Raw genomic sequence first — 23,574 nt, 5'->3', positions numbered from 1 at the left:
GTCGCGATTCGGTCCTCTAAATACACCTTAGTCGCTGTCTGGTGTACTGTAAATTTTCCTGAACGCATTGTGTTTCTGGTTGTAAATACATGTGCGTCAATCCAGAGGTGTGACATGAACCTGCTTGAAGTGGCCGGCGGCAAACCGATCAAACTCTGGACCCAGGGCGTGCCGGTGGAAGACGAAGCCCGTCAGCAGTTGATCAACACGGCGAAGATGCCGTTCATCTTCAAACACCTGGCAGTGATGCCGGATGTGCACCTGGGCAAAGGCTCGACCATCGGCAGTGTGATCCCGACCCTGGGTGCGATTATTCCGGCGGCGGTCGGCGTGGATATCGGCTGCGGCATGATCGCCGCCTGCACCTCGCTGGTTGCCGCGGACCTGCCCGACAACTTGCACCGGCTGCGCAGCGCCATCGAACAGGCCGTGCCCCATGGCAAGACTTTCGGCCGTCGCGATCAGGGCGCCTGGGACAAGGTCCCGGCCCAGGCCGATCATGCCTGGAAGGACCTGGCCGGGCGGTTCAAGGCCATCACCGGCAAGTACCCGCAACTGGAAAAGACCAATAACCGCCAGCACCTGGGCACCCTCGGCGGCGGTAACCATTTCATCGAAGTCTGCCTGGATGAAAGCGACCGCGTCTGGTTCATGCTGCACAGCGGTTCGCGCGGCGTCGGCAACGCCATTGGCAACCTGTTCATTGAACTGGCCCAGGCCGACATGCGCCAGCACATCGCCAACCTGCCGGACAAGGATCTGGCTTATTTCAAGGAGGGCAGCCGCCACTTCAACGACTATGTCGAAGCGGTCGAATGGGCCCAGGATTTTGCCCGGCAGAACCGTGCCTTGATGATGCACGCGGTGATCGCTGCGGCTCGCCAGGTACTTGGCAAACCCTTCGAAGCCAACCTGGAGGCGGTCAACTGCCACCACAATTATGTACAGCGCGAACACCACTTCGGCCAGGACATTCTGGTAACCCGCAAGGGTGCGGTATCGGCGCAGAAAGGCCAGCTGGGTATCATCCCCGGCTCCATGGGCGCGAAGAGTTTCATCGTCCGTGGCCTGGGGAATGAAGAGTCGTTTTGCTCCTGCAGCCACGGCGCCGGGCGGACCATGAGCCGCACCCGGGCAAAAAAGCAGTTCACCCTGGAAGATCAGGTGCGCGCCACCGCGCATGTCGAATGCCGCAAAGACAAAGATGTGATCGATGAGATTCCCATGGCCTACAAAGACATCGATGCAGTGATGCAGGCGCAGCGGGATCTGGTGGAGGTGGTGCATACCTTGCGGCAGGTGGTATGCGTCAAAGGCTGAGCGCGCCTGAGCCACGTTGTAAATCTTGCGTGGTGTCGATGATGAAACTGCGCAGCCAACGGTTGTGCGGATCGTCGTTGTGCTCCACATCCCAGACCATGAACACGCGAAAGGCCGGGACGAAAATCGGCACAGGGCTGACGGTCAAGCGCGCGATTCGGGCGTAGGACAGGGCCGCAAAAGTGGGCAAGGTGGCAATCACATCACTATGCACCAGCGTCGCCAAGGCGCCACTGAAGTGGGTGAATGACGCCGCAACGCGGCGGGCGACGCCTTCGCTTTCCAGCAGGTCGTCAACGAATCCCCGGCGTCCATCGAAGGAAATCCTCACATGCTCGTGCATGAGATATTCATCGCGGGTGAGCGGGCTTTTCAGGTTCAGCCGTGGTCCGTCGTACAGGCATGAGTAGGACGAAGAAAACAGCACCTGTGAGCTGTAATGTGAAGTCAGCTCCTTGGGTTCCGAACACAGAACCAGATCGATGTCCGGGTCCGCCAGCGAAGTTTTCCACAGCGAACTGTTGCTCTGGTGAAAGGCAAATTTGACGGAAAGCCCACGTGCTTTTGCTTCGTTGACCAGCCTTGGCGACACATAGCTTTCGATGTCATCCGACAGCGCGATATTGAACACCCGGGTGGATGATTCGGCGGCAAACTGCGGACGCTTGTCGACGATGGAGGCCACGGCGGTGAGGGCCTCAGTGACTTTCGGCGCGATCTCCAGCGCCCGTCGGGTTGGCACCATGCCGGTGCTGGTGCGAATGAACAGTTCGTCGTGAAACTGTTCGCGCAGGCGCTTGAGCGAAGAGCTGACCGCCCCTTGCGTGACATGCAGCAGCGCCGCTGCACGGGTCACGCTGCGCTCGTTCATCAGGCACTGAAAAACGATGAGCAGGTTGAGGTCGACCCTGCTGATATTAGCAACACTAATCATGGTCATCTCTTGTATTCGTTTGATTAATTTGCCTCGACATTCTTAATCTCGACCCTGCGCAAACACAACAATAATCAGGTGGCCGGGGATGCAGGATTCAATAGTGCAATCGCAACAGGGTGAGCACACCGTCTCATCAAACGACGCAGCAGAGCTGCGCAAACGGGCCATTGCCGTCGGCATTGGCAACTTCATGGAGTGGTTCGACTTTGCCATTTACGGCTACTTCGCCGCGGTCATCGGACAGCTGTTCTTTCCGTCCACTGCACCGGGCGTTTCGCTGCTGTCGTCGTTGGCGGTGTTCGCCGTAGGCTTTCTTTCACGGCCCTTGGGCGCCGTGGTGCTGGGGCCGATCGGCGACAAGCTGGGACGCCGCGCGGTGCTGATCATCACCGTGTTCGGCATGGGCCTGGCCACCACCCTGATCGGTCTGTTGCCCGGCTACGCGAGCATCGGCATCGCTGCGCCGATCCTGCTGGTTGCGCTGCGCTTTCTGCAGGGCATGATGGTCGGCGGTGAGTGGTCCAGCGCCGGGATCTACATCGTTGAAAGTGCTCCCGCCAACCGCCGGGCAACTGCAGCCAGCGTCATCACTGGCACCGCTGGTGCGGCATTCCTGTGTGGTACGGCCATCGCCGCGATCATCACCGCGACCCTCTCTGATGCAGACCTCATGGCCTGGGGCTGGCGCGTACCGTTCGTAGCCTCGATCATCATGGCCGGTGTGGCCATGTACATCCGCCGCAAACTGGGTGACACCCCGGTCTACGAGGCCCTGCAGCACAAGCGCGCTACCGGTGGCCTGGAGCAGGTTTCGCGTGGGGCCAAGCAACGGGCCTTCGTGGTCTCGTTCGCCTTTTCCGCGCTGTTCGGTGTGTCGCTGTACTACTTCATCACCTACGCCAACACCCACCTGACCCAGACCGTCGGTCTGAGCAAATCGACGGCGTTGGTCCTGTGCAGCCTGGCCTTGGTGCTCTACACCCTGTTCAACCCGCTGGTTGGCCGTCTGAGCGATCGCTTCGGCCGCCGTCCGTTTGTACTGACTGCCGCCGCCGGCCTGACTGTGCTGGCGTATCCGGTGTTCCTGCTGATGAACACCGGCAGCTTCGCCGCGATCCTGCTGGGGCTGGTGATCATGGCGGCGCTGGTGGCAATCACCGCAGTGATGGACGTGGTGCTGCTGGTTGAAGTGTTCCCCGCCTCGATCCGTTCGACCGGCGCCGCTGTTGGCCACAACGTCGCCCTGGCGCTGCTGGCGGGGCCCGGCCCGTTCATTGCCGTGGCACTGATCCAGGCCACCCACAACCCGGACATTCCCGCTGCCTACCTGGCTGCGGTGTCGCTGATCTGCTTCATCGTGCTGTGGTTCATGCTGCCGGAAACCAAAGACCGGGATATCACCCGCGGTTAAGCCGATCCTCACCATTCATCAAGGGAAGACTCATGATCAAGGTAGCCGTTGTTCAAGCTTCATCCATCCCCTTCGAGCCGCAGCTGAGCGCCGAGAAAGCCGCTGGCCTGATCCGTGTCGCTGCTGCGCAAGGCAGTGAACTTACGGTATTCCCCGAGGCCTTTCTCGGTGGCTACCCCAAAGGCGCCGCGTTCGGCACCGTTGTCGGTAGCCGCAGTGACCTTGGCCGGGCGCAGTACCTGCGCTATGTACAAGGCGCTGTCAGCCTGGACGGCCCGGAGCTGGCCATGCTCGGAGAAGTGGTCAATGAAACCGGCGTCCATGTGGTCATGGGCATCATCGAACGCCTGGGCCGGACCCTGTATTGCACCGCCGTGACCCTGGCACCGGGCAAGGGCGTAGCGGGCTTTCACCGCAAGCTGATGCCGACCGGCCAGGAGCGCATCATCTGGGGCTTCGGCGACGGCTCGAGCATCGCTCCGGTAGACACCCCGTTTGGCAGGCTCGGCACGGTAATCTGCTGGGAAAACTACATGCCTGCATTGCGCCAGGCGATGTATGCCCAGGGCACGGAAATCTACTGCGCGCCGACTGCCGACGACCGTCCGACCTGGGCGGCGTCCATGGTCCACATTGCTCTGGAAGGGCGGGTGCCGGTGCTTTCGGCTTGCCAGGCGATCACCCTTGGTGAGTACCCGGCGTCCTACCGGGAAGACTTTGGCCTGGAAGCCGCAGAAGGGGACTACATCATGCATGGTGGCAGCATGATCGTCAGTGCGACCGGGCAGGTGCTCGCCGGGCCAGTGTTTGATCAGGAGACGATTTTGTATGCCGAGATCGACTTGACTGTGGGGCAGGCCAGTAACCTGGACTTTGACGTCTGCGGGCATTACGCCCGGCCGGATGTGTTTACCCTGAAGGTCAATACGACGGCGATGAAGCCGGTGGTGTTCGACGGGGATTAAAAAGAGGCGGGCATTAAAAAGCCGGCTTGTGGCCGGCTTCTAGGGGACGGTCTTGGCTAATTTATGGTAAGCCGCAACCGCCTTAAAATCGTTGCTCCGGCGCTGGGGCCGGGAGGTGGCGGCAGGCAGTGTGTGCCGCGCCAGGCCCGCAGGCGTGCTAAGCAGCCGGGGCGAAATGTGCGGCGTAGCATACTGGCTATCGCGACAGATGCCCAGCAAAAAATCACCCGCAGCCGCTCAAACCGGGCGGCTGTCGCGCAAATGCCCCCACCAGAACACCCAACCCAGCACGCTCAGCTTCTGGCTTTTGAGCTGCGCCAGACTGTAGGTTTCGGTGGGGTGTTCGTCGCTGTCGTGGCTGTGCAGGCGCAAGGTGCCGTTGGCACGCTGGCTGAGGCTGTGGATGCGCAAGCGGCCGTTGTGCAGCAAGGCGTAGAGCTCGCCTTCGACGATGTGTTTCAGGCCACAGTCGATGGCCAGGGTGCTGCCGCGTGGCAGTAACGGGCTCATGTTGCTCGCAGGCATGCTCACGCACAGCGCTACGTCTGGATCGATACCAAGGGCATCGAAGACGCGGACGGGCAAGCGCAGGTGGCGGTCGGGGATGGGTCTGAACTGCCTGGATTGCATGCTGTAGAACGGCAGCTGGACGTCATCAGCGGTGCTGGCGGCGAGCAAGCTCGGTTCCGCCGGCTCTGTACCCGGTTTGCGTAACGCAGTGTTCAGGCGTGGCAAGGGGGCGGGGTGCTTGGGGCCTTCGCCAGTACGCAGCCATTTGCTGCGTACACACAGCAACTCGGCGATTTCGTCGAGTCGGGCCAGGGGCACACCGCGTTTGAACCAGTTGTTGACGTGCTGCGGCGTGACCTTGCGCTGGGCGGCAAAGTCGGAAGGCGAGAGGCTGCACTCGTGCAGCAGGGTTTTGAGTCGATCACCGGAGGTATTCATGAGTCCCGAGTCTAGAGGGCTTGCACAGCCCGGGCTATAAACGCGAGGTTCATTTTTAGGGTGGGAAAAAGCCTGGTTTTACAGGCATTGCCTAGGCCGCTGTAGGAGATTTCCTTTCAAAAATCAGCCTGAATGGCAGAGACCCTGAATGAGGTGCGAGCCGGCGCACATTCCTTAGACTTGGCGGCGGCGTGATGGCCAATTGATGGTTACCTCTTCGGGAATATCGCTGTATAACGCAGTCAGCGCGACATGGCCCGTTACAAACGGGGGTGCGCCTGCACGCAAGCGTCCACCAGGGCGCCTGGTAAAAATGGAATTTGTGCTCGCTTTGGATAGCCTGCGGCGACGCACCTTTGGGCCTGCCTTATGAAAAACTACAAGCTCATTGCAGTACTGATCCTGCTGCCTTTGTGTCTGAACCTGTTCGGCGTCTGGGAGCTGAAACGCAGCATCGAAACCAATTCGGAGCTGGTCAGTATTCAGGCCAATATCAACGAGATCCTCCCGGAACTTGAAGCGCTGGTCTCCCGCAGCGGCTCACGAGCGCCTATGGTCGAGATTGACGGAGAGCGCCTTTCCGCCAATCTGGCCTTGTCCCGGCTGAGTACCGCTAAAAGCGACATCAAGACGCTGATACCCCTGGGTGAACTGAAGAGCTGGCTGGCCAAGGCGGTGATCGCCCTGGGACTGCTCGCCGCGCTGGTCGGCGGAATCGGCATGTGGGGGTTGAGCTGGGCGGGGGCGCGCGCCCTTCATTCCCGTGAGCGATTGCTGCACACGTTTACCCGCGTCAGCCGGATCCTGCCTTACGTACTTGTGGGGCATATCATTTTGATGGGCGCTGCGGTTGCGTCGATTCTCGCCTTCGAGGGGCTGGGTATCTGGCACGCGGGGAAAATGAACTCCGGCGAAATCAAATTGATGCTGGTTGCGCTACTGATCATGGCGGGCTGCCTGTATTCAATGTGGCAAATGGCCAAGCAATTGCGGGTCATGCTGCACATGTTCGAACCAACCGCCATGCCGGTGCTGGGCCAGGACGTTAGCGAGGCACAAGCGCCTGTGCTTTGGGCGCATGTTTGCGAGCTGGCCGCGCGCCTCGGTGCGCTGGCGCCCGACCACATCGTACTGGGCGTGTCCGAAGGTTTTTACGTCACCTCCAGCGATGTCGAGCTACTGCCTGCGGGCAACACCCTTCAGGGCCGTACCTTGCATGTGCCGATGATGTACCTGGGGCTTCTCGATACCGGAGAAATCGATGCGGTCATCGGCCATGAACTGGCGCACTTCGCCGGTGCCGATACCGAGTACAGTCTGCGCTTCGTGCCGATTTACGATGGGATTGGCCGCAGTCTGGGGGTGATTGCCGAAACCATGCTGGCCAGCGATATGCTGCAGCGTACGATCCTGCGTCCGGCGTTCATGCTCGGCATCTATTTCATGGAGAGCTTCGACCACGCCGTCAATCACTGGAGTCGTGTGCGCGAGCTGGCTGCCGACGCTGCAGGCGCACAGTTGGCGGGCAACCTGGCAATGGCTTCGGCATTGGTGCGTATTTCTGCCATCGACCCTGTGCTGCTGGAGCGGATACATACGCATATCGCCAGCGCGGTCCAACAGACGCCCGAGCATCCGCCGGTTGCCGACTTGCCGACCTGTGCCATCCAGGAATTGGCAGCGCTACCGCTGAGCCTTCCGGAAGAGGAAATGGCTACGCAGTTGCCGCACCCCTCTGACACTCACCCATCGAACGGCGAGCGCATTGCCGCATTGCAGATTGCCGTCGATGATGCGGTCCGTAGCGGCACCCGGGCCTTGGATGCAGGGCAGGCCTGCGCCGCAATGGATCGCTATTTTGCCGACCCCCAGGCGTTGCGCACACGCATTACCCAGGATTACATCAACCACTACGTAGCACAGGATGCCGCAGCGGTTGAAGAATTACGCGATCATGCCAGCAAGGTCAGCGGCAATGTCAGCTTGCATGAGGGGGCGCGGCTACGTGGCTTGCTCTTGCTGATCTTTTGCGCTGTGCTCACGCTTGCAACGGTTGCTGTACTGGCCATACCGTTCCTGTCTCCGACGGCGGGGGAGAAATTCCCGCGTGTCTTGATCGTGACTGGCTGCGTTTTGATTTTCACGGTGGCGTGCATTTTGCCGTTTGCGTTGCGCATGCGCGCCCGCGCCGACAAAACCGCCTTGTTGCTGACACCGGACCATCTGGTTTTCAGCAACTTCAAGGCGCCACTGCCGATTCAACACATTGCGGACTTCGGTTTGCAGATTGGTCAGGGGGTGATTCTGAATATCCAGCTTGAAGACGACGCGCCATTGCCGGAGCTGGCATCGCGGTCGTTCTTTTCTCCGGATGCCAAAGTGTTCAAGAAAAAACGCTGGGTACAGTTGCAGCTGACGCAGTTCTGCCGCGATGACAAAGCGCTCAAGGCTCAGGAACTCGCCGACCTGATCGGCAGTTACCTGAATGCTGGCGCGGCGCGACACTTGCTGCAACAGCGTTTTGAGCAGGCATAGCAGGTGCTGACCGGAGTCCGCGTCGGCTATTTTTGGTTCGCGGACTTCCTTCAATCAAGAGCTCCAGCAACCCGCTGCAAACAAAAAGCCCCGCATGAGCGGGGCTTTTTGCTGAGGGTTACTTAGCCTTTGTAGGCAGCAACCGACTTGGTGATCGCAGCGCGAGCGGCGTCAGCGCCGTCCCAGCCTTCGATCTTGACCCACTTGCCTTTCTCGAGATCTTTGTAGTTCTCGAAGAAGTGCTCGATCTGCTGGATCAGCAGGGCTGGCAGGTCGGTGTATTCTTTGACGTCGACGTACAGCTGCGACAGTTTGTCGTGCGGTACGGCAACGACTTTGGCGTCGCCGCCGCCGTCGTCGGTCATGTTCAGGATGCCGACCGGACGGGCGCGGATAACCGAGCCTGGGGCAACCGGGTACGGGGTAACAACCAGCACGTCCAGCGGATCACCGTCGTCGGCCAGGGTGTTAGGGATGTAACCGTAGTTGGCCGGGTAGAACATCGGGGTGGCCATGAAACGGTCAACGAACAGGCAATCGCTGTCCTTGTCGATCTCGTACTTGATCGGGGCGTGGTTGGCTGGAATCTCGATGGCGACGTAGATGTCGTTCGGCAGGTCTTTGCCAGCCGGAATCTTGCTGTAGCTCATTGGGCAGTGCCCCCATGTTTGGCCAAAAATTGGTCGCGATTATAGGCACATTCCGCACTGCTTGCCACGTTCGCCCTGATGTCCGGCAGTGTCAGTCCTGCGCCTGCCGGTAATGCGGGTGGTTGTGCTGCAAATGCTGCAGACGTGCCAGCGGATCCTGGCGGTAAAAACCGCGCAGTTGCTGGTACACCGCAGGATAAGCGTCGTTGAGCAGGTCGGGGGCGCTGAAGAAGTATTCGCTGGTGACGGCGAAAAATTCTGCCGGGTTTTCCGCTGCGTAAGGGTCGATGGCGGTCTCGGCGTCCGGGTCGCGGTCAAGCTGGCGGTTGAGGTCGTCGTAGGCTTCTTGCATGGCCTTGGCCCAGTCGCCGACGCGCATATCGTTGTGCAGCGGCGGCAGGCCGTTGGCGTCGCCGTTGAGCATGTCTAGCTTGTGCGCCAGTTCGTGGATGACCAGGTTGTAGCCTTCCCTGCCGCCGCTGGCCAGCACGCCGGGCCAGGCGAGGATCACCGGGCCTTGTTGCCAGGCTTCGCCACTGTGCTCACCGTTCCATTCATGCTCCACGCCGCTGGCGTCGCGGTGGCGTTGGGGGCTGAGGAAGTCGTCGGGATACAGCACGATCTCGTGGAAGCCCTGGTACCAGTTCAGCTCGCCCAGATGCAGCAGCGGCAATTGGGCCTGGGCGGCGAGAAACAGCCGTTGCTCGCCGTCCAGCTCAACGCCGGGCAGGGCGCTCAGGTGTTTGTCATGCAGAAACAGTACGCAGGCTTCGCGCAGCCAGTGGTCTTCGTCGGCACTCAGGCCGTCGAGCATCGGCAGGCGCTCGCGAACCCGCTGCCAGCGCTGCGGGTCGATGGGGTGACGGGCCAGGGTGCGGCGACGGCGCCAGGCGCTCAGTGACCACATGGCCAGGGCTTACTGGACCTTGGCGGTGCGATGCAGGCGGCTGCGCACAAAGCCAACGATCATCGGCACCAGCGACAGCAGGATGATTGCGACAATCATCAGTGACAGGTTCTGTTTGATGAACGGTACGTTGCCGAAGAAGTAGCCTAGGGTCACCAGGCCGCCGACCCACAGTACGGTGCCGGCAACGCTGAAACCGAGGAAGCGTGGGTAATGCATTTTCGCGATGCCGGCGACAAACGGTGCAAAGGTGCGCAGGATCGGCAGGAAACGCGCGAGGGTGACGGTTTTGCCACCATGGCGCTCGTAGAAGTCGTGGGTCTGCTGCAGGTAGTCGCGACGGAAGATTTTCGAGTTGGGGTTGCGGAACAGCCGTTCTCCGGCGGTTCGGCCTATGACGTAATTGGTGCTGTCGCCGAGGATTGCCGCCGCCATCAGCAGGCCACCCAGCAGCACCGGGTCCATGCCGCCGCCAGCGGCAACCGCACCGGCGATGAACAGCAGGGAATCGCCCGGCAGGAACGGCATGACCACCAGACCGGTCTCGCAGAAAATTACCAGGAACAGGATCGCGTAGATCCACGGACCATAGTTGTTGACCAGCAAATCGAGGTAAACGTCGAGATGCAGAATGAGGTCCAGCGGGTTGAAATCCATGTACGGCACCTGTGTTCTTTGACCCGGTCGAGGGGTATGCGATGACTGGCAGTGCAGATGTGATCAGCCGCTACCCGAGTGAAGGGTAAAGTTTCACACATTTTGAGGAGGCGCATTATACGGAGGCGACGAGATTATGCCTGCGCAGTTTGTAGCGGCGGATTTCTAAACAAAACAAGGCTGGCACCGGGCAGTGCCAGTCAGTTACGGTCAGTGGGGCCGCTGCGCAGCCCATCGCAGGCTGCCGCCAGCTCCCACAGGTGACGCATCAGTCCGGGTTGATCGGCAGGATATAGCTTTTGAACTCGTTGTCTTCACGAAAACCGATGGACTCGTAGGTCTTCATCGCCACTTCATTGTTGTTGCTGGTGGAGACGCGCAGGCGCACGGCATTGGTCTCTTTGGCCATTTTCTTGGCTTCGCGCATCAGGTGGTCGGCGACCAGCATGCGTCGGGAATCTTCGGCGACGTAGATGTCATTGAGGATCCACACGCGCTTGAGCGATAGCGACGAGAAGCTCGGGTAGAGCTGGCAGAAGCCCATCAGCTTGTTGTCGTCATCGTCCGCCAGGGCGAGGTAAATGATCGATTCACCGCGCTCCAGGCGTTTTTCCAGAAACGAGCGGGAAGAGTCCGGGTATGGCAACTGGCCATAAAACTCGCGGTATTTGACGAACAGCGGGGCAAGCAGGTCCAGATGTTCCAGAGTGGCTTTGATGATCCGCATAAGCAGGCCTCAGGGTCCATGGGAGTGTGCGGCAAATTGCCGGCCGCCTTGGCAGATGCTGCCTGAAGATAATTAGAAAGCGCAATCTACGAAATGTTTGCACCTCAGGGTTTGCTTAACAGGAAGTTTCCTTTGTTTGGCGTGCCGGCGTCTGCCTCCAGCGTATGCACCTGCGCCTCATCCTTGAGGTTGACCCCGGACAACTGCCGTCTGCACGCCTCGCGCATCAGGTACAGCAGGCGATGAGCGGCCATGCCGTAGCTGAGTCCCTCCAGGCGTACATTGGATATGCAGTTGCGGTAGGCGTCGGTCAGGCCGACTTTGGGGTTGTAGGTGAAGTACAGGCCGAGGCTGTCGGGGGAGCTCAGGCCCGGGCGTTCGCCGATCAGGATTACGGTCATTTTCGCCCCGAGCAATTCGCCCACTTCGTCGGCCACCGCCACGCGGCCCTGTTCCACCAGGATCACCGGCGAGGTTGACCAGCCTTCAGCGGCAGACTGTTCTTCGAAACGGGTCAGAAACGGCAGGGTATGACGGTGCACCGCCAGGGCCGAGAGGCCGTCGGCGACCACGATGGCCAGGTCGACGCCGCCAGGGTTGGTCTGGGCATGCTCGCGCAGCAGTTGCGCCGAGTCCGGGTGCAGGCGCCGCCCCAGATCGGGGCGTTGCAGGTAACTGTCGCGGTCGGCGGCGGCGCTGTGCAGCAGCAGGCTGTCGCGCTGGCGCTCACTCAACTGGCTGCGCAGCCCCTGGTGATCAAAGGCCAGGTGCACGGCGTCGCGGGCCTGGGCATGGGCGAACTGAAAGTCCAGCTGGGCGCCGGTCGGCAGGCTGGTGCCGGTGCGGCCGAGGGCGATGCGCGCTGGAGTCAGGCGGCGCAGTTCCAGCCAGGGGTTGGCGCTGTTGTCGTGCTGTGGGGTGTTGTCCATGGTCGCCTCGCTTATCCCAGTTGGGCCAGGGCCTGGCGGAAAGCCGGGGGCAGGTTGTCACCGAAACGCACCCGGCCATCGGTCTGGGTGAAGATGCCCATGCGCGCCAGCCAGGCTTCGAATTCCGGCGCCGGTTTCAGGCCGAGGGTCTGGCGTGCATACAGCGCGTCGTGAAACGAGGTGGTCTGGTAGTTGAGCATGATGTCGTCGGAGCCGGGGATGCCCATGATGAAGTTGATCCCGGCAACGCCAAGCAGGGTCAGCAGCGTGTCCATGTCGTCCTGGTCGGCTTCGGCATGGTTGGTGTAGCAGATGTCGCAACCCATGGGCACGCCGAGCAGCTTGCCGCAGAAGTGGTCTTCCAGCCCGGCACGGATGATCTGCTTGCCGTTGTACAGGTACTCCGGCCCGATGAAGCCGACCACGGTGTTGACCAGAAACGGCTTGAAGTGGCGGGCCACGGCATAGGCGCGGGTTTCGCAGGTCTGTTGATCGACGCCATGGTGGGCGTTGGCCGACAGTGCGCTGCCCTGGCCGGTTTCGAAGTACATCAGGTTTTGCCCGAGGGTACCGCGATTGAGGCTCAGGCCGGCGTCATAGCCCTCTTTAAGGACATTGAGGTTGATGCCGAAACTGGCGTTGGCCGCCTCGGTGCCGGCGATCGACTGGAACACCAGGTCCAGCGGCACGCCGCGGTTGATCGCTTCGATCGAGGTGGTCACGTGGGTGAGCACACAGGCCTGGGTAGGGATGTCATAGCGCTGGATGATGGCGTCGAGCATTTCCAGCAGGGCGCAGATCGAGGCGATGCTGTCGGTGGCCGGGTTGATGCCGATCATGGCGTCGCCGTTGCCGTAGAGCAGGCCGTCGAGGATGCTCGCGGCGATCCCGGCCGGTTCGTCGGTCGGGTGGTTGGGTTGCAGACGGGTCGACAGGCGTCCGCGCAGGCCCATGGTGCCGCGAAAGCGGGTGACCACACGGATTTTTTGCGCCACCAGCACCAGGTCCTGCACGCGCATGATCTTCGACACGGCGGCGGCCATCTCCGGGGTCAGTCCGGGCGCCAGGGCGCGCAGACTGGTTTCATCGGCCTGGTCGCTGAGCAGCCAGTCGCGCAGGCCGCCGACGGTCAGGTGGCTGACTGCGGCAAAGGCACTGGCATCGTGGGTGTCGATGATCAGGCGGGTGACTTCGTCTTCTTCGTAAGGGATCAGCGCTTCGCTGAGGAAGTGTTTGAGCGGGATGTCAGCGAGGGCCATTTGTGCGGCAACCCGTTCGCCATCGTTGCTGGCCGCAACGCCAGCGAGAAAGTCACCTGAGCGCGCCGGGCTGGCCTTGGCCATTACTTCTTTAAGGCTTTCAAAGCGGTAGGTCTGCTGACCTGCCGTGTGTACAAAACTTGCCATACAGAATCTCCAGAACGCCGCAGGCCTGACCTGCGGCGCAGATAGCGTTGATCAGTGCAGGGCCTCTTCGGCCTTCTGGATCGCGGCGAATTCCTCTTCCGGTGTTCCGGCCACCAGGTGGTGTCGGCTGTAGAACGCAAAGTAGGCAATCAGTACGCCATAGATGATCGCAGCGCCAATCACCACCCGAGGGTCAACCAGGAAGCCGGCGACCACGGCGATGCAGGCCAGCACCAGGGCCACGCCTGAGGTGAAGATCCCGCCCGGGGTGCGGTATGGGCGCTCCATTTTAGGGCGTTTGATCCGCAGGGTGATGTGCGCGGCCATCATCAGTACATAAGACAGCGTAGCGCCGAACACCGCAACCAGGATCAGCAGGTCGCCCTGGCCGGTCAGTGACAGGCCGAAACCGATAATGCCGGGGATCACCAGGGCCAGGACCGGGGCCTTGCTCTTGTTGGTTTCCGAAAGCTTGCGCGGCAGGTAGCCAGCACGGGACAAGGCGAAGATCTGCCGCGAGTAGGCGTAGATGATCGAGAAGAAGCTGGCGATCAGGCCGGCCAGGCCCACCAGGTTGACGAAGCTGCCCATCCAGGTCGAGCCGCCGTAGGCTTTGGCCAGCGCTTCGACCAGCGGGTTGCCCGAGCTTTTCAACGCTTCGGCACCGGCGGCGCCAGGGCCGACCACGAGAATCAGCAGGGCGAAGGCCAGCAGCACCAGCATGGCGCCGATCAGGCCGCGAGGCAGGTCGCGCTTGGGGTTCTTGGTTTCTTCAGCGGCCAGCGGTACGCCTTCGACGGCGAGGAAGAACCAGATCGCGTAAGGAATTGCCGCCCACACGCCGACATAACCGAACGGCAGGAAGCTGCTGGCGCCAACGGCATCGGTCTGGGCGATGTCGAACAGGTTATTGACGTTGAAATGCGGCACCATGGCCACCAGGAACACGCCCAGGGCAATCGCCGCGATGGCAGTGATGATGAACATCAGCTTCAGTGCTTCACCAACGCCGAAGATGTGGATGCCGATAAAGATGGTGTAGAAGGCCAGGTAGATCATCCAGCCGCCAATACCGAACAGCGACTGACAGTACGCGCCGATGAACACGGCAATGGCTGCCGGGGCGATGGCGTATTCGATCAGGATCGCCGTGCCGGTGAGGAATCCGCCCCAGGGGCCGAACGCGCTGCGGGCAAAGCCGTAGCCGCCACCGGCGGTAGGGATCATCGAGGACAACTCGGCGAGGGAGAAACACATGCACAGGTACATGGTCGCCATCAGCAACGTGGCAAGGAACATCCCGCCCCAGCCACCCTGGGCCAGGCCGAAGTTCCAGCCGGCATAGTCGCCGGAAATCACATAGGCAACGCCCAGGCCGACCAGCAGTACCCAGCCTGCTGCGCCCTTTTTCAGTTCACGTTGTTGGAAATAGTCGGTGCCGACTTTTTCAAAGTCGACAGAAGAGCCTGCCGGCACGCTGCCGGTATGATCGCTTGGCATAGGGTTCACCTGTTTTTTTTATCGTGACCGGCGGGTGCCGATGTTTCTGGTGATGGTCTTGCAGGAAGCGAGCCAGAGCGGCCCCGGGTGGGGCCGCTCTGTTTGTGGGTTAGAAGAAGCCCAGCGGATTGATGTCGTAGCTGACCAGCAGGTTTTTGGTTTGCTGGTAGTGGTCGAGCATCATCTTGTGGGTTTCACGGCCGACGCCGGACTTTTTGTAGCCACCGAACGCGGCGTGAGCCGGGTACAGGTGGTAGCAGTTGGTCCATACGCGGCCCGCCTTGATGCCGCGGCCCATGCGGTAGGCGCGGTTGATGTCGCGGGTCCAGACGCCTGCACCAAGACCGAACTCGGTATCGTTGGCGATGGCCAGTGCTTCGGCTTCGTCCTTGAAGGTGGTGATGCTCACCACCGGGCCGAAGATTTCTTCCTGGAACACGCGCATCTGGTTGGTGCCCTTGAGCAGGGTCGGCTGGATGTAGTAACCGGTCGACAGGCTGCCTTCGAGTTTTTCCACCTTGCCGCCGGTGAGCAGCTCGGCGCCTTCTTTCTCGGCGATTTCCAGGTACGAGAGGATCTTGTCGAATTGTTGCTCGGAGGCCTGGGCGCCGACCATGGTGTCGGTGTCCAGCGGGTCGCCGCGCTTGATCTGTTTGATCTTCTTCATCACCTCTTGCATGAACGCCGGGTAGATCGACTCCTGCACCAGCGCCCGCGACGGGCAGGTGCACACTTCACCCTGGTTGAAGAAGGCCAGTACCAGGCCTTCGGCGGCTTTCTCGATGAAGGCAGGCTCGGCCTGCATGATGTCTTCGAAGAAGATGTTCGGTGATTTGCCGCCCAGTTCCACGGTCGACGGGATGATGTTCTCGGCGGCACATTTCATGATGTGCGAGCCCACCGGGGTGGAGCCGGTGAAGGCGATCTTGGCGATGCGCTTGCTGGTGGCCAGAGCTTCACCGGCTTCGCGGCCATAGCCTTGCACCACGTTGAGGACGCCAGGGGGCAGCAGGTCACCGATGAGTTCCAGCAGCACGGTGATGCCCAGCGGGGTCTGTTCGGCCGGCTTGAGTACCACGCAGTTGCCGGCTGCCAGGGCTGGTGCGAGTTTCCAGGCGGCCATCAGGATCGGGAAGTTCCACGGGATGATCTGGCCGACCACACCCAATGGTTCGTGCAGGTGGTAGGCCACTGTGTTGCCGTCGATTTCGGCCGCACCGCCTTCCTGGGCGCGTATGCAGCCAGCGAAGTAGCGGAAGTGGTCGGCAGCCAGTGGGATGTCGGCGTTGAGGGTTTCGCGAATGGCCTTGCCGTTGTCCCATGTCTCGGTGATGGCCAGCAGTTCGAGGTTCTGTTCGATACGGTCGGCGATTTTCAGCAGGACCAGCGAGCGCGCCTGCGCCGAGGTCGAGCCCCAGGCGTCAGCGGCGGCATGGGCGGCGTCCAGGGCCTTTTCAATGTCTTCGGCGCTGGAACGCGGGAATTCGGCAATCAGTTGGCCGTTCACCGGTGAGGTGTTTTCGAAGTACTGCCCTTTGACTGGAGCTACGAACTCGCCACCGATGTAGTTGCCATAACGGCTCTTGAAGGAAACCTTGGCGCCTTCGGTACCGGGATGTGCGTAACGCATGGTGTGTCTCCTGGCTATTGTGTTTGTTGGGGAGGATACCTAAAGCATAGAGCAAGGCTCGGGCCAGTGTTGCCGGGCCTAGTAAAATCAAGGGTTTGCGGTACTTTGCCAGGCGGCGGAAGGTGGTGGTGTAGCAGCGTCGGTACAGCGTGGGTGACACTTTGTACCGCTGATGACACAGGCCGTGACCCAGCGGTCAAGCCAGCATTGCAATGCGCGGACGGGTGGAGGATGCTGGGCCGATCTCGTCTGCGGAGAACAATAAAAAGTGCAGAACAATCACCTCAGCCGGCACGCCCGGCAAGTGCTCACGGTGACCCAGGGCAAGGCACAGATGCACGGGCCGGGCAGTGACCCGTCGATTGCCCGCTCATGGTTGCGCTGCCTGGAGGATTACCACCTGGACCCGGCCCAGAGCATGGCGCCGACCGTGCTTGAGCATGGCCGCGTACTGGAGAGCCGCGAGCGCCTGCAGCAGGTGCTGCAAATTGCCGGCAATGAGATGAACAGCCTGCACCAGCAGTTGTCCGGCGCAGGGCACGCGGTGTTGCTGACCGATGCCCGCGGGGTGATCCTCAATTGTGTTACCGCGCCCACCGAACGGCGGGTGTTCGAGCGTGCCGGGCTGTGGCTGGGCGCCGACTGGAGCGAGGCCCGCGAGGGCACCAATGGCATCGGCACATGCCTGGTCGAGCGGCAGGCGCTGACCATCCATCAAGACGAACATTTTCGTGGCAGGCACACCGGCCTGACCTGTTCGGCCAGTCCGGTGTTCGATCCGCACGGCGAGCTGCTGGCGGTACTCGATGTGTCTTCGGCGCGCCCGGACGTGTCGCGCCAGAGCCAGTTCCACACCATGGCCCTGGTCAATCTCTCGGCGAAGATGATCGAGAGCTGCTATTTCCTGCGCTACTTCGAGAACCAGTGGCTGCTGCGTTTTCACCTGCAGGCTGAGTCGGTCGGCCTGTTCAGTGAAGGCTTGCTGGCCTTCGATGGTGACGGGCGAATCTGCGCGGTCAACCAGAGCGCCTTGAACCTGCTTGGCACTATTCGTGGCGGCGCATTGGGCAAGCCGGTGGAGATGTTCTTCGACTGTGCCCTGGATGAACTGTTCAGCCGTACCACGACTCATGCCAGTGCCAGCTGGCCATTGCGTACCCGCGATGGGCGCTTGCTGTTTGCCAGTTTGCGGGGGCAGGTGCGCCAGCCGGTGCCGCCTTCGTTGCCAACGCCAGTCCCTGCCGTCAAGGTGGAAAAGGCGGGATCGATCTGCCTGCTTGATCCTGCGCTGCAGAACGATTTTCGTCGCGCCGTGCGCGTATTCGAACGTGATGTGCCGTTGTTGATCAATGGTGAAACCGGCAGTGGCAAGGAGGCCTTTGCCAAGGCCGTACACCAGGCCAGCCAGCGCCGCGACCGGGCGTTTGTCGCTTTGAACTGCGCCTCGATTCCGGAAAGCTTGATCGAGAGCGAGCTGTTCGGTTATCGCGGCGGCAGCTTTACCGGTGCGCGCAAGGAGGGCATGCGCGGCAAGTTGCAGCAGGCTGATGGCGGCACCTTGTTGCTGGATGAAATCGGTGACATGCCGCTGGCCCTGCAGACCCGTCTGTTGCGGGTGCTGGAGGATCGCATGGTGGTGCCGATCGGTGGCGAGCCACAGGCGGTCAACGTGCGCATCATCAGTGCCACCCACCGCAACCTGCTGGAGCGGGTAGAGGATGGCAGCTTTCGTGAAGACCTTTATTACCGGCTCAATGGCCTGGAGATCGAGCTGCCGGCCTTGCGTGAGCGTAGTGACAAGTCGCAGCTGCTTGATTTCATTCTGGCTGAAGAGGCAGGCGAGCAGTCAGTAACGCTGGAGCCCTCGGCACGCCAGGCCTTGCTCGATTTCGCCTGGCCAGGGAACGTACGGCAGTTGCGTAATGTGTTGCGCACCTTGGTAGCGCTGTGTGATGACAGCACTATCAGCCTCAGAGATTTGCCGAACATTGTGGGAGCGGGCTTGCCCCGCGATAGCGGTCTGTCTGATCCAACGCCTCGCGGGGCAAGTCGAGTCGTCGCACCGCCGCTCCCACCGGCGTTGCAGGAGGCTGAACGCAGCGCATTGCTTGCCGCCCTCGAACAACAACGCTGGCACATGACCCATGTAGCAGCCCAGTTAGGCGTCAGCCGCAATACCTTGTATCGAAAACTTCGCAAACACGGTATCGCCCGGAGCCTTTGAGCGAAACACAGGATGCGAATTCCTGCGCCCTGGGCTACCCTGCCTCGACGTTTTGCGAGGTCGATAATGCACATTCATATTCTTGGTATCTGCGGCACTTTCATGGGCTCTCTGGCGGTGCTGGCCAAAGAGCTCGGGCATCGGGTCACCGGCTCCGACGCCAATGTCTATCCGCCCATGAGCACTCAGCTTGAGGCCCAGGGCATCGAGCTGACCCAGGGTTATGACGCCGCCCAGCTGGACCCGGCACCCGACCTGGTAGTGATCGGCAACGCCCTGTCGCGGGGTAATCCTGCGGTTGAGTACGTGCTCAACAAGGGCCTGCCCTACGTATCGGGTCCGCAATGGCTGGCTGACCACGTCCTGCAAGGCCGTTGGGTGCTGGCAGTTGCCGGTACCCACGGCAAAACCACCACCAGCAGCATGCTGGCCTGGGTGCTGGAGCATGCCGGCATGAGTCCGGGCTTCCTGATCGGTGGCGTGCCGCAGAACTTCTCGGTGTCGGCACGTCTGGGCGGCACGCCGTTCTTTGTGGTTGAGGCCGATGAATACGACAGTGCCTTCTTCGACAAACGCTCGAAGTTCGTGCACTACCGTCCGCGTACCGCGATCCTCAACAACCTTGAGTTCGATCACGCCGATATCTTCCCGGACCTGGCCGCCATCGAGCGGCAGTTCCACCACCTGGTGCGGACGATTCCGAGCGAAGGCCTGGTGATTCATCCGACTACCGAACCGGCCCTGGAACGGGTGATCAAGATGGGTTGCTGGACCCCGGTGCAGACCACCGGTGAAGGCGGACAGTGGCAGGTCAAACTGCTCAGCGCCGACGGCTCACGCTTTGAAGTCAGCTTCGAAGGTGAAACCCAGGGCGTAGTCGAGTGGGAACTGACCGGTCAGCACAACGTCGCCAATGCTTTGGCGACCCTGGCTGCTGCTCGCCATGTCGGTGTGGTGCCGGCCATGGGTATCGCTGCGTTGAGCGCGTTCAAAAGTGTCAAACGGCGTATGGAAAAAGTCGCTGAAGTGCAGGGCGTGACGATCTATGACGACTTCGCTCATCACCCGACCGCGATTGCCACCACCCTCGACGGCCTGCGCAAGCGCATTGGCGATGCACCGCTGATCGCGGTGATCGAGCCACGTTCCAACTCGATGAAGCTGGGCGCCCACCGTGATGGCTTGCCAGAAAGCGTCAACGACGCCGATCAGGTCATCTGGTACGCACCACCCAACCTCGGTTGGGACCTGGCTGCCACCGCCGCCGAGTGCACGGTGCCTTCGGTGGTCGCCGACAGCCTTGAAGCGATCATCGAACGGGTCAAAAGCCAGGCTACGCCCGGCACCCAGGTGGTGATCATGAGCAACGGCGGCTTTGGCGGGCTGCACGGCAAACTGGCCGAGGCGCTGAAATGAGCGGGCCGGAACGCATCACCCTGGCGATGACCGGGGCTTCGGGGGCGCAGTATGGTCTGCGCCTGCTCGATTGCCTGGTGCGCGAAGACCGTGAGGTGCATTTCCTGATCTCCAAGGCGGCGCAACTGGTGATGTCGACCGAGACCGATGTGGTGCTTCCGGCCAAACCTCAGGCGATGCAGGCCTTCCTGACCGAGTACACCGGCGCCGCCGCCGGGCAGATTCGCGTGTATGGCAAGGAAGACTGGATGTCGCCGGTGGCCTCTGGCTCCGGCGCTCCCGCGGCGATGGTGGTAGTGCCGTGTTCCACCGGTACGCTCTCGGCCATTGCCACCGGGGCCTGTAACAACCTGATCGAGCGTGCTGCCGATGTCACTCTTAAAGAGCGTCGGCAACTGATTCTGGTGCCGCGTGAAGCGCCGTTTTCCAGTATTCATCTGGAGAACATGCTCAAGTTGTCGAAAATGGGCGCGGTGATCCTGCCGGCAGCACCTGGGTTCTACCATCAGCCCCAGACCATCGACGACCTGATCGACTTTGTCGTGGCGCGGATTCTCAATGTGCTGAATATTCCCCAGGACATGCTGCCGCGTTGGGGCGAGCATCACTTTGGCGCTGATGAATGAAGCGACTGCTTGGCGTCGGCCTGATGGTTTTATTGGTTAGCGGTTGTGCCACCGTGCGCACGCTGGATGCGGCCAAGCCGGGGGCGCCGTTGGTGTATAGCGGCACGCGTCTGGATTTGTACGCATTGCAGGGTGGTTGCTGCGCCATGGACCGTTTCGGTGCCGAAGCGCCGCACTACCCGGGGCTGGATCTACCGGGTAGTGCCTTGCTGGATACCTTGTTGTTGCCCTTGTCGGTGTTGACCGCGTTGGGGGTGGGGTTTCAGGCTACTGGCGGGCTGTAGCTGGGGGCCTCATCGCTGGCAATGCCAGCTCCCACAATGGATCGGTGTGAACTCGGTGTGCCCAGGATTACTTCCCGAGCTTGCGCAGTTCGTCGGACTCGACAATGCGAATGCCATCCTGTTCTTCCAGCGCCAGACGCCACAGCGCCCGAGCCAGCTGACAGGCCTCGATGCCGCGGTATTTTCCGGGAATCAGTTTCGACAGAGGGCCGGCAATCTGTTCGACCAGGCGTGGTTCCTCTCGGTCACCGAGCAGCAGGGAAGGTCGGGCAATGGTCAGTTGCGGCCAGTCCTGGGCCCTCAGCGCGTATTCCATCTCACCCTTGACCCGGTTGTAGAAAATCGGTGATCTGCGGTCGGCGCCCATGGCACTGACCACCAGCAGATGGCGTGCCCCCATCTCCCGGGCGCGCTTGCCGAAGGCCACGACCATGTCCAGGTCGACAGCGCGGAAGGCCGGCTCGGAGCCAGCCTGTTTGATCGTGGTACCCAGGCAGCAGAAGGCGATATCGACGCGACCGGCCAGCTGCGGCAGGAACAGCGCGGGATCGCCGACCGGGTTTTCCAGGTGCGGGTGTGCGGCCAATGGCCGGCGGGTCGGGGCCAGTACTCGGCTGACGGTAGGCTCGCTGAGCAGCCGATCGAGTAGATGTTCACCGGTGAGACCGGTGGCTCCGGCAAGCAGGATATGCTGAGGCGTCAAGTACATGATGTCTCTCCCTTGATACAGTCAGCTTAGTGGGAACTGGCATTTTTTGCATGTCCAGTCTGCTTGTCCGCATTGCTCTGCAACGCTTTGCGTGCCTGTTGCTGGCGCAGTCGCTGCCAGTGCGCGAGCACCTCGGCGGGCGCCCAGATCTGCGGCTCGGACGCTTCGAATCCTTCTGCCGCTTCGCGCCCGGCAACGCTGGCGCTGGCCAGGTCGAAGGCCTGGCGCAGGTTGTCGGTCTGGTTCAGGGCCTGGGCGAACAACGCGTCACCGAAATAGGTGAAGTCGGCTTCTTCAGAGCAGCCGAATGATACGCGGTCGGCGCGTGAGGCCGTCATGATCAGGGTCATGTTGTCCTTGAGTGCGTCGATGTATCCCCCTGAATAGCAGGCGGAGATGACGATTACCTTGTGGCGATCTTTTAATGGCGCCAAGGCACTGGCCAGGGCGTCGGCGGGCAGGTCGGCCAGTTGCATGCGCGGCAGGTCCAGCACCAGTTCGTGCTCGTGGCTGCCATGGCTGGTCAGGTAGATGAACAGCAGGTCTTCGGGGCCGCTACGCTCGGCCAGGGTTTGCGCCGCCCGGGCAAGGTTCTCGCGGGTGGCCAGCGCGCGGTCATCCAGATGGTCGCGGTGATTGACCAGCGTGATCTGGCCTACCGCGCCAAAGCGGCTCTTGAGCAAGTTGCTGACATAGTCGGCTTCGCGCAGAAACACGCTTTGCTTGCCGTCGCCGGCAAGGGCCAGGCTGTACAGTTCGATTTCCGGCGTCGAGGCCGGCACTTTGGCCAGGGCCTGTTCCAGCAGGCGACCTTGATTGAGCAAGGCCAGCTCCAGTGGATCAGGTAACAGGCGGCCCTGCTCGTCGCGCACGCGCTGGCCATTGACCCAGTAACCACTCTGGCTGCTGCCATCGCTCAAGGTCAGACGGCCAGGCCCCTGGTAGGTGTCGTTTTCGAAGCCGCCGACGTAGAGGCTACCGTCCGCCAGTTGCAGGCGGCCCTTGCCGGAGAAGCGCCAGTCGACAAAGTTGCCCTTGTAGTGACTGCCATCGGCGCCGATCAGCTCACCCTTGCCGTTGAGCGTGCCGTCCTTGAACTGGCCGATCCAGACATCACCGTCGGTGCTTTCGTAGCGGCCGCGGCCTTCCAGGTGATTGTCACGAAAGGCGCCGATGTACTGGTCGCCTTCGGCGCTATTGAAGGTGCCGCTGCCTTCGAGCTGACCGCTGACGAAGCGACCGCTGAACTGGTTGCCGCTGGCGTCGCTGCGGATGCCTTCGCCATTGGGTTTGCCGCGGGCAAACAGGCCCTGGTACTGGCTGCCGTCGGCCAGCTCCAGATGCCCGGCGCCATGGTATTGGTCGTCCTTGAACTGGCCGCGGTACAACAGGCCGGTTTCTTTCAGGGTGCCCTCGCCATCGCGGCGGCCCAGCTTGAAACCACCGGTGTAGCTGCTGCCCGGTGTCTTCAGGGTGCCCAGGCCATGGAACAGGCCCTGCTGGAACTGGCCACGGTAGACCTCGCCATTGCTGCCATGCCACTCGCCCTGACCATGCCACTGGCCATTATGGAAGTTGCCGGCATACCAGCTGCCGTTGGGGTAATCGATGCGCCCTTCGCCTTGCAGCAGGCCATCGACGACCTGGCCCCGGAAGCGGCCGCCATCGGGCAGGCGGGCATCAGGTGGAGACAGCGGTTCGCCATCGCCACAGGCGGCGAGCAGCAAGGTCAGGGCAAGGGGAACAAGTGGGCGCATGACGGGGTCCGGACGGGTAAGGCCCCGAGTATGCCG

Annotated in this window: 19 protein-coding genes and 2 pseudogenes; 9 read left to right on the top strand and 12 right to left on the bottom strand. The window is 61.5% G+C overall.

Annotated elements, in window-relative coordinates; genetic code table 11:
• Nucleotides 1–114 precede the first annotated feature (114 nt).
• Nucleotides 115–1,320 carry an RtcB family protein gene (locus tag AC07OF_RS17710; RefSeq protein ID WP_157191006.1) on the top strand — a complete coding sequence of 402 codons (1,206 nt, stop codon included), beginning with the start codon at nt 115–117 and terminating at the stop codon, nt 1,318–1,320.
• On the opposite strand, the gene AC07OF_RS17705 is transcribed toward AC07OF_RS17710, so the two are convergent.
• Nucleotides 1,310–2,254 (bottom strand): LysR family transcriptional regulator, encoded by a 945-nt coding sequence (locus tag AC07OF_RS17705; protein ID WP_232478229.1) that lies wholly within the window; start codon nt 2,252–2,254, stop codon nt 1,310–1,312. The two genes, AC07OF_RS17710 and AC07OF_RS17705, sit on opposite strands and share 11 nt — an antisense overlap.
• A 103-nt stretch (nt 2,255–2,357) precedes the next feature.
• On the opposite strand from AC07OF_RS17705, the gene AC07OF_RS17700 reads away from it, so the two are divergent.
• Nucleotides 2,358–3,668: an MFS transporter gene (locus AC07OF_RS17700; protein ID WP_232478230.1), complete on the top strand. Its 1,311-nt coding sequence runs from the start codon at nt 2,358–2,360 to the stop codon at nt 3,666–3,668.
• Between the two features lie 32 nt (nt 3,669–3,700).
• Nucleotides 3,701–4,633, top strand: a complete 933-nt coding sequence (locus tag AC07OF_RS17695) for a carbon-nitrogen hydrolase family protein (protein ID WP_157191009.1) — start codon at nt 3,701–3,703, stop codon at nt 4,631–4,633.
• Between the two features lie 237 nt (nt 4,634–4,870).
• Here the strand turns inward: AC07OF_RS17695 and AC07OF_RS17690 are convergent, their stop codons facing one another.
• A complete protein-coding gene (locus tag AC07OF_RS17690; protein WP_157191010.1) occupies nt 4,871–5,581 on the bottom strand; it encodes a LexA family transcriptional regulator in 711 nt (236 codons plus the stop codon).
• A 369-nt stretch (nt 5,582–5,950) separates the two neighbouring features.
• On the opposite strand from AC07OF_RS17690, the gene AC07OF_RS17685 reads away from it, so the two are divergent.
• Nucleotides 5,951–8,116, top strand: coding sequence for a M48 family metallopeptidase (locus AC07OF_RS17685; protein WP_157191011.1), 2,166 nt, complete (start codon nt 5,951–5,953; stop codon nt 8,114–8,116).
• A gap of 122 nt (nt 8,117–8,238) precedes the next feature.
• On the opposite strand, the gene ppa is transcribed toward AC07OF_RS17685, so the two are convergent.
• From ppa to exaC, 8 genes are all read right to left on the bottom strand, one after another.
• Nucleotides 8,239–8,766 (bottom strand): inorganic diphosphatase, encoded by a 528-nt coding sequence (gene ppa / locus AC07OF_RS17680; RefSeq protein ID WP_157191012.1) that lies wholly within the window; start codon nt 8,764–8,766, stop codon nt 8,239–8,241.
• A gap of 91 nt (nt 8,767–8,857) precedes the next feature.
• Complete coding sequence (locus AC07OF_RS17675; protein ID WP_495073284.1) at nt 8,858–9,673, bottom strand: M90 family metallopeptidase; 816 nt, start codon at nt 9,671–9,673, stop codon at nt 8,858–8,860.
• A 9-nt stretch (nt 9,674–9,682) separates the two neighbouring features.
• Nucleotides 9,683–10,330 (bottom strand): DedA family protein, encoded by a 648-nt coding sequence (locus AC07OF_RS17670; RefSeq protein WP_157191014.1) that lies wholly within the window; start codon nt 10,328–10,330, stop codon nt 9,683–9,685.
• A gap of 268 nt (nt 10,331–10,598) precedes the next feature.
• Nucleotides 10,599–11,057, bottom strand: a complete 459-nt coding sequence (locus tag AC07OF_RS17665) for a GNAT family N-acetyltransferase (RefSeq protein ID WP_157191015.1) — start codon at nt 11,055–11,057, stop codon at nt 10,599–10,601.
• A gap of 104 nt (nt 11,058–11,161) precedes the next feature.
• The gene (eutC, locus tag AC07OF_RS17660; RefSeq protein ID WP_157191016.1) at nt 11,162–11,986 is read right to left on the bottom strand and encodes an ethanolamine ammonia-lyase subunit EutC; all 825 of its coding nucleotides are present in this window, start codon (nt 11,984–11,986) and stop codon (nt 11,162–11,164) included.
• Nucleotides 11,987–11,997: 11 nt separating this feature from the next.
• On the bottom strand, nt 11,998–13,392 hold the full coding sequence (locus AC07OF_RS17655) for an ethanolamine ammonia-lyase subunit EutB (protein ID WP_495073283.1): 1,395 nt from the start codon (nt 13,390–13,392) through the stop codon (nt 11,998–12,000).
• Between the two features lie 51 nt (nt 13,393–13,443).
• Nucleotides 13,444–14,892 (bottom strand): ethanolamine permease, encoded by a 1,449-nt coding sequence (eat, locus tag AC07OF_RS17650; RefSeq protein ID WP_157191018.1) that lies wholly within the window; start codon nt 14,890–14,892, stop codon nt 13,444–13,446.
• Nucleotides 14,893–15,001: 109 nt separating this feature from the next.
• Nucleotides 15,002–16,522, bottom strand: coding sequence for an acetaldehyde dehydrogenase ExaC (exaC, locus tag AC07OF_RS17645; RefSeq protein WP_157191019.1), 1,521 nt, complete (start codon nt 16,520–16,522; stop codon nt 15,002–15,004).
• Between the two features lie 268 nt (nt 16,523–16,790).
• On the opposite strand from exaC, the pseudogene AC07OF_RS17640 reads away from it, so the two are divergent.
• The 5 genes and pseudogenes from AC07OF_RS17640 to AC07OF_RS17620 all read left to right on the top strand — a co-directional run.
• Nucleotides 16,791–18,510: pseudogene (locus tag AC07OF_RS17640) on the top strand (sigma-54-dependent Fis family transcriptional regulator); the annotation flags it as partial.
• Nucleotides 18,511–18,602: 92 nt separating this feature from the next.
• A pseudogene (locus tag AC07OF_RS17635) lies at nt 18,603–18,746 on the top strand (helix-turn-helix domain-containing protein); the annotation flags it as partial.
• 66 nt (nt 18,747–18,812) lie between these two features.
• A complete protein-coding gene (gene mpl / locus AC07OF_RS17630) occupies nt 18,813–20,162 on the top strand; it encodes a UDP-N-acetylmuramate:L-alanyl-gamma-D-glutamyl-meso-diaminopimelate ligase (RefSeq protein WP_157191021.1) in 1,350 nt (449 codons plus the stop codon).
• Nucleotides 20,159–20,788, top strand: a complete 630-nt coding sequence (gene ubiX / locus AC07OF_RS17625; protein ID WP_157191022.1) for a flavin prenyltransferase UbiX — start codon at nt 20,159–20,161, stop codon at nt 20,786–20,788. Before mpl ends, ubiX begins: the two co-directional genes overlap by 4 nt.
• A complete protein-coding gene (locus tag AC07OF_RS17620; RefSeq protein ID WP_157191023.1) occupies nt 20,785–21,072 on the top strand; it encodes a YceK/YidQ family lipoprotein in 288 nt (95 codons plus the stop codon). The genes ubiX and AC07OF_RS17620 overlap by 4 nt, the downstream gene beginning before the upstream one ends.
• 67 nt (nt 21,073–21,139) lie before the next feature.
• Here AC07OF_RS17620 and AC07OF_RS17615 read toward each other — a convergent pair whose 3' ends face one another.
• Both AC07OF_RS17615 and AC07OF_RS17610 read right to left on the bottom strand, forming a co-directional pair.
• The gene (locus AC07OF_RS17615) at nt 21,140–21,781 is read right to left on the bottom strand and encodes an oxidoreductase (protein WP_157191024.1); all 642 of its coding nucleotides are present in this window, start codon (nt 21,779–21,781) and stop codon (nt 21,140–21,142) included.
• A gap of 26 nt (nt 21,782–21,807) precedes the next feature.
• Nucleotides 21,808–23,538, bottom strand: a complete 1,731-nt coding sequence (locus tag AC07OF_RS17610; protein WP_157191025.1) for a C13 family peptidase — start codon at nt 23,536–23,538, stop codon at nt 21,808–21,810.
• Nucleotides 23,539–23,574 lie beyond the last annotated feature (36 nt).

The organism is Pseudomonas sp. GW821-FHT10B02 (assembly GCF_059415665.1).
This window is presented reverse-complemented; position numbering and strand designations above follow the sequence as displayed.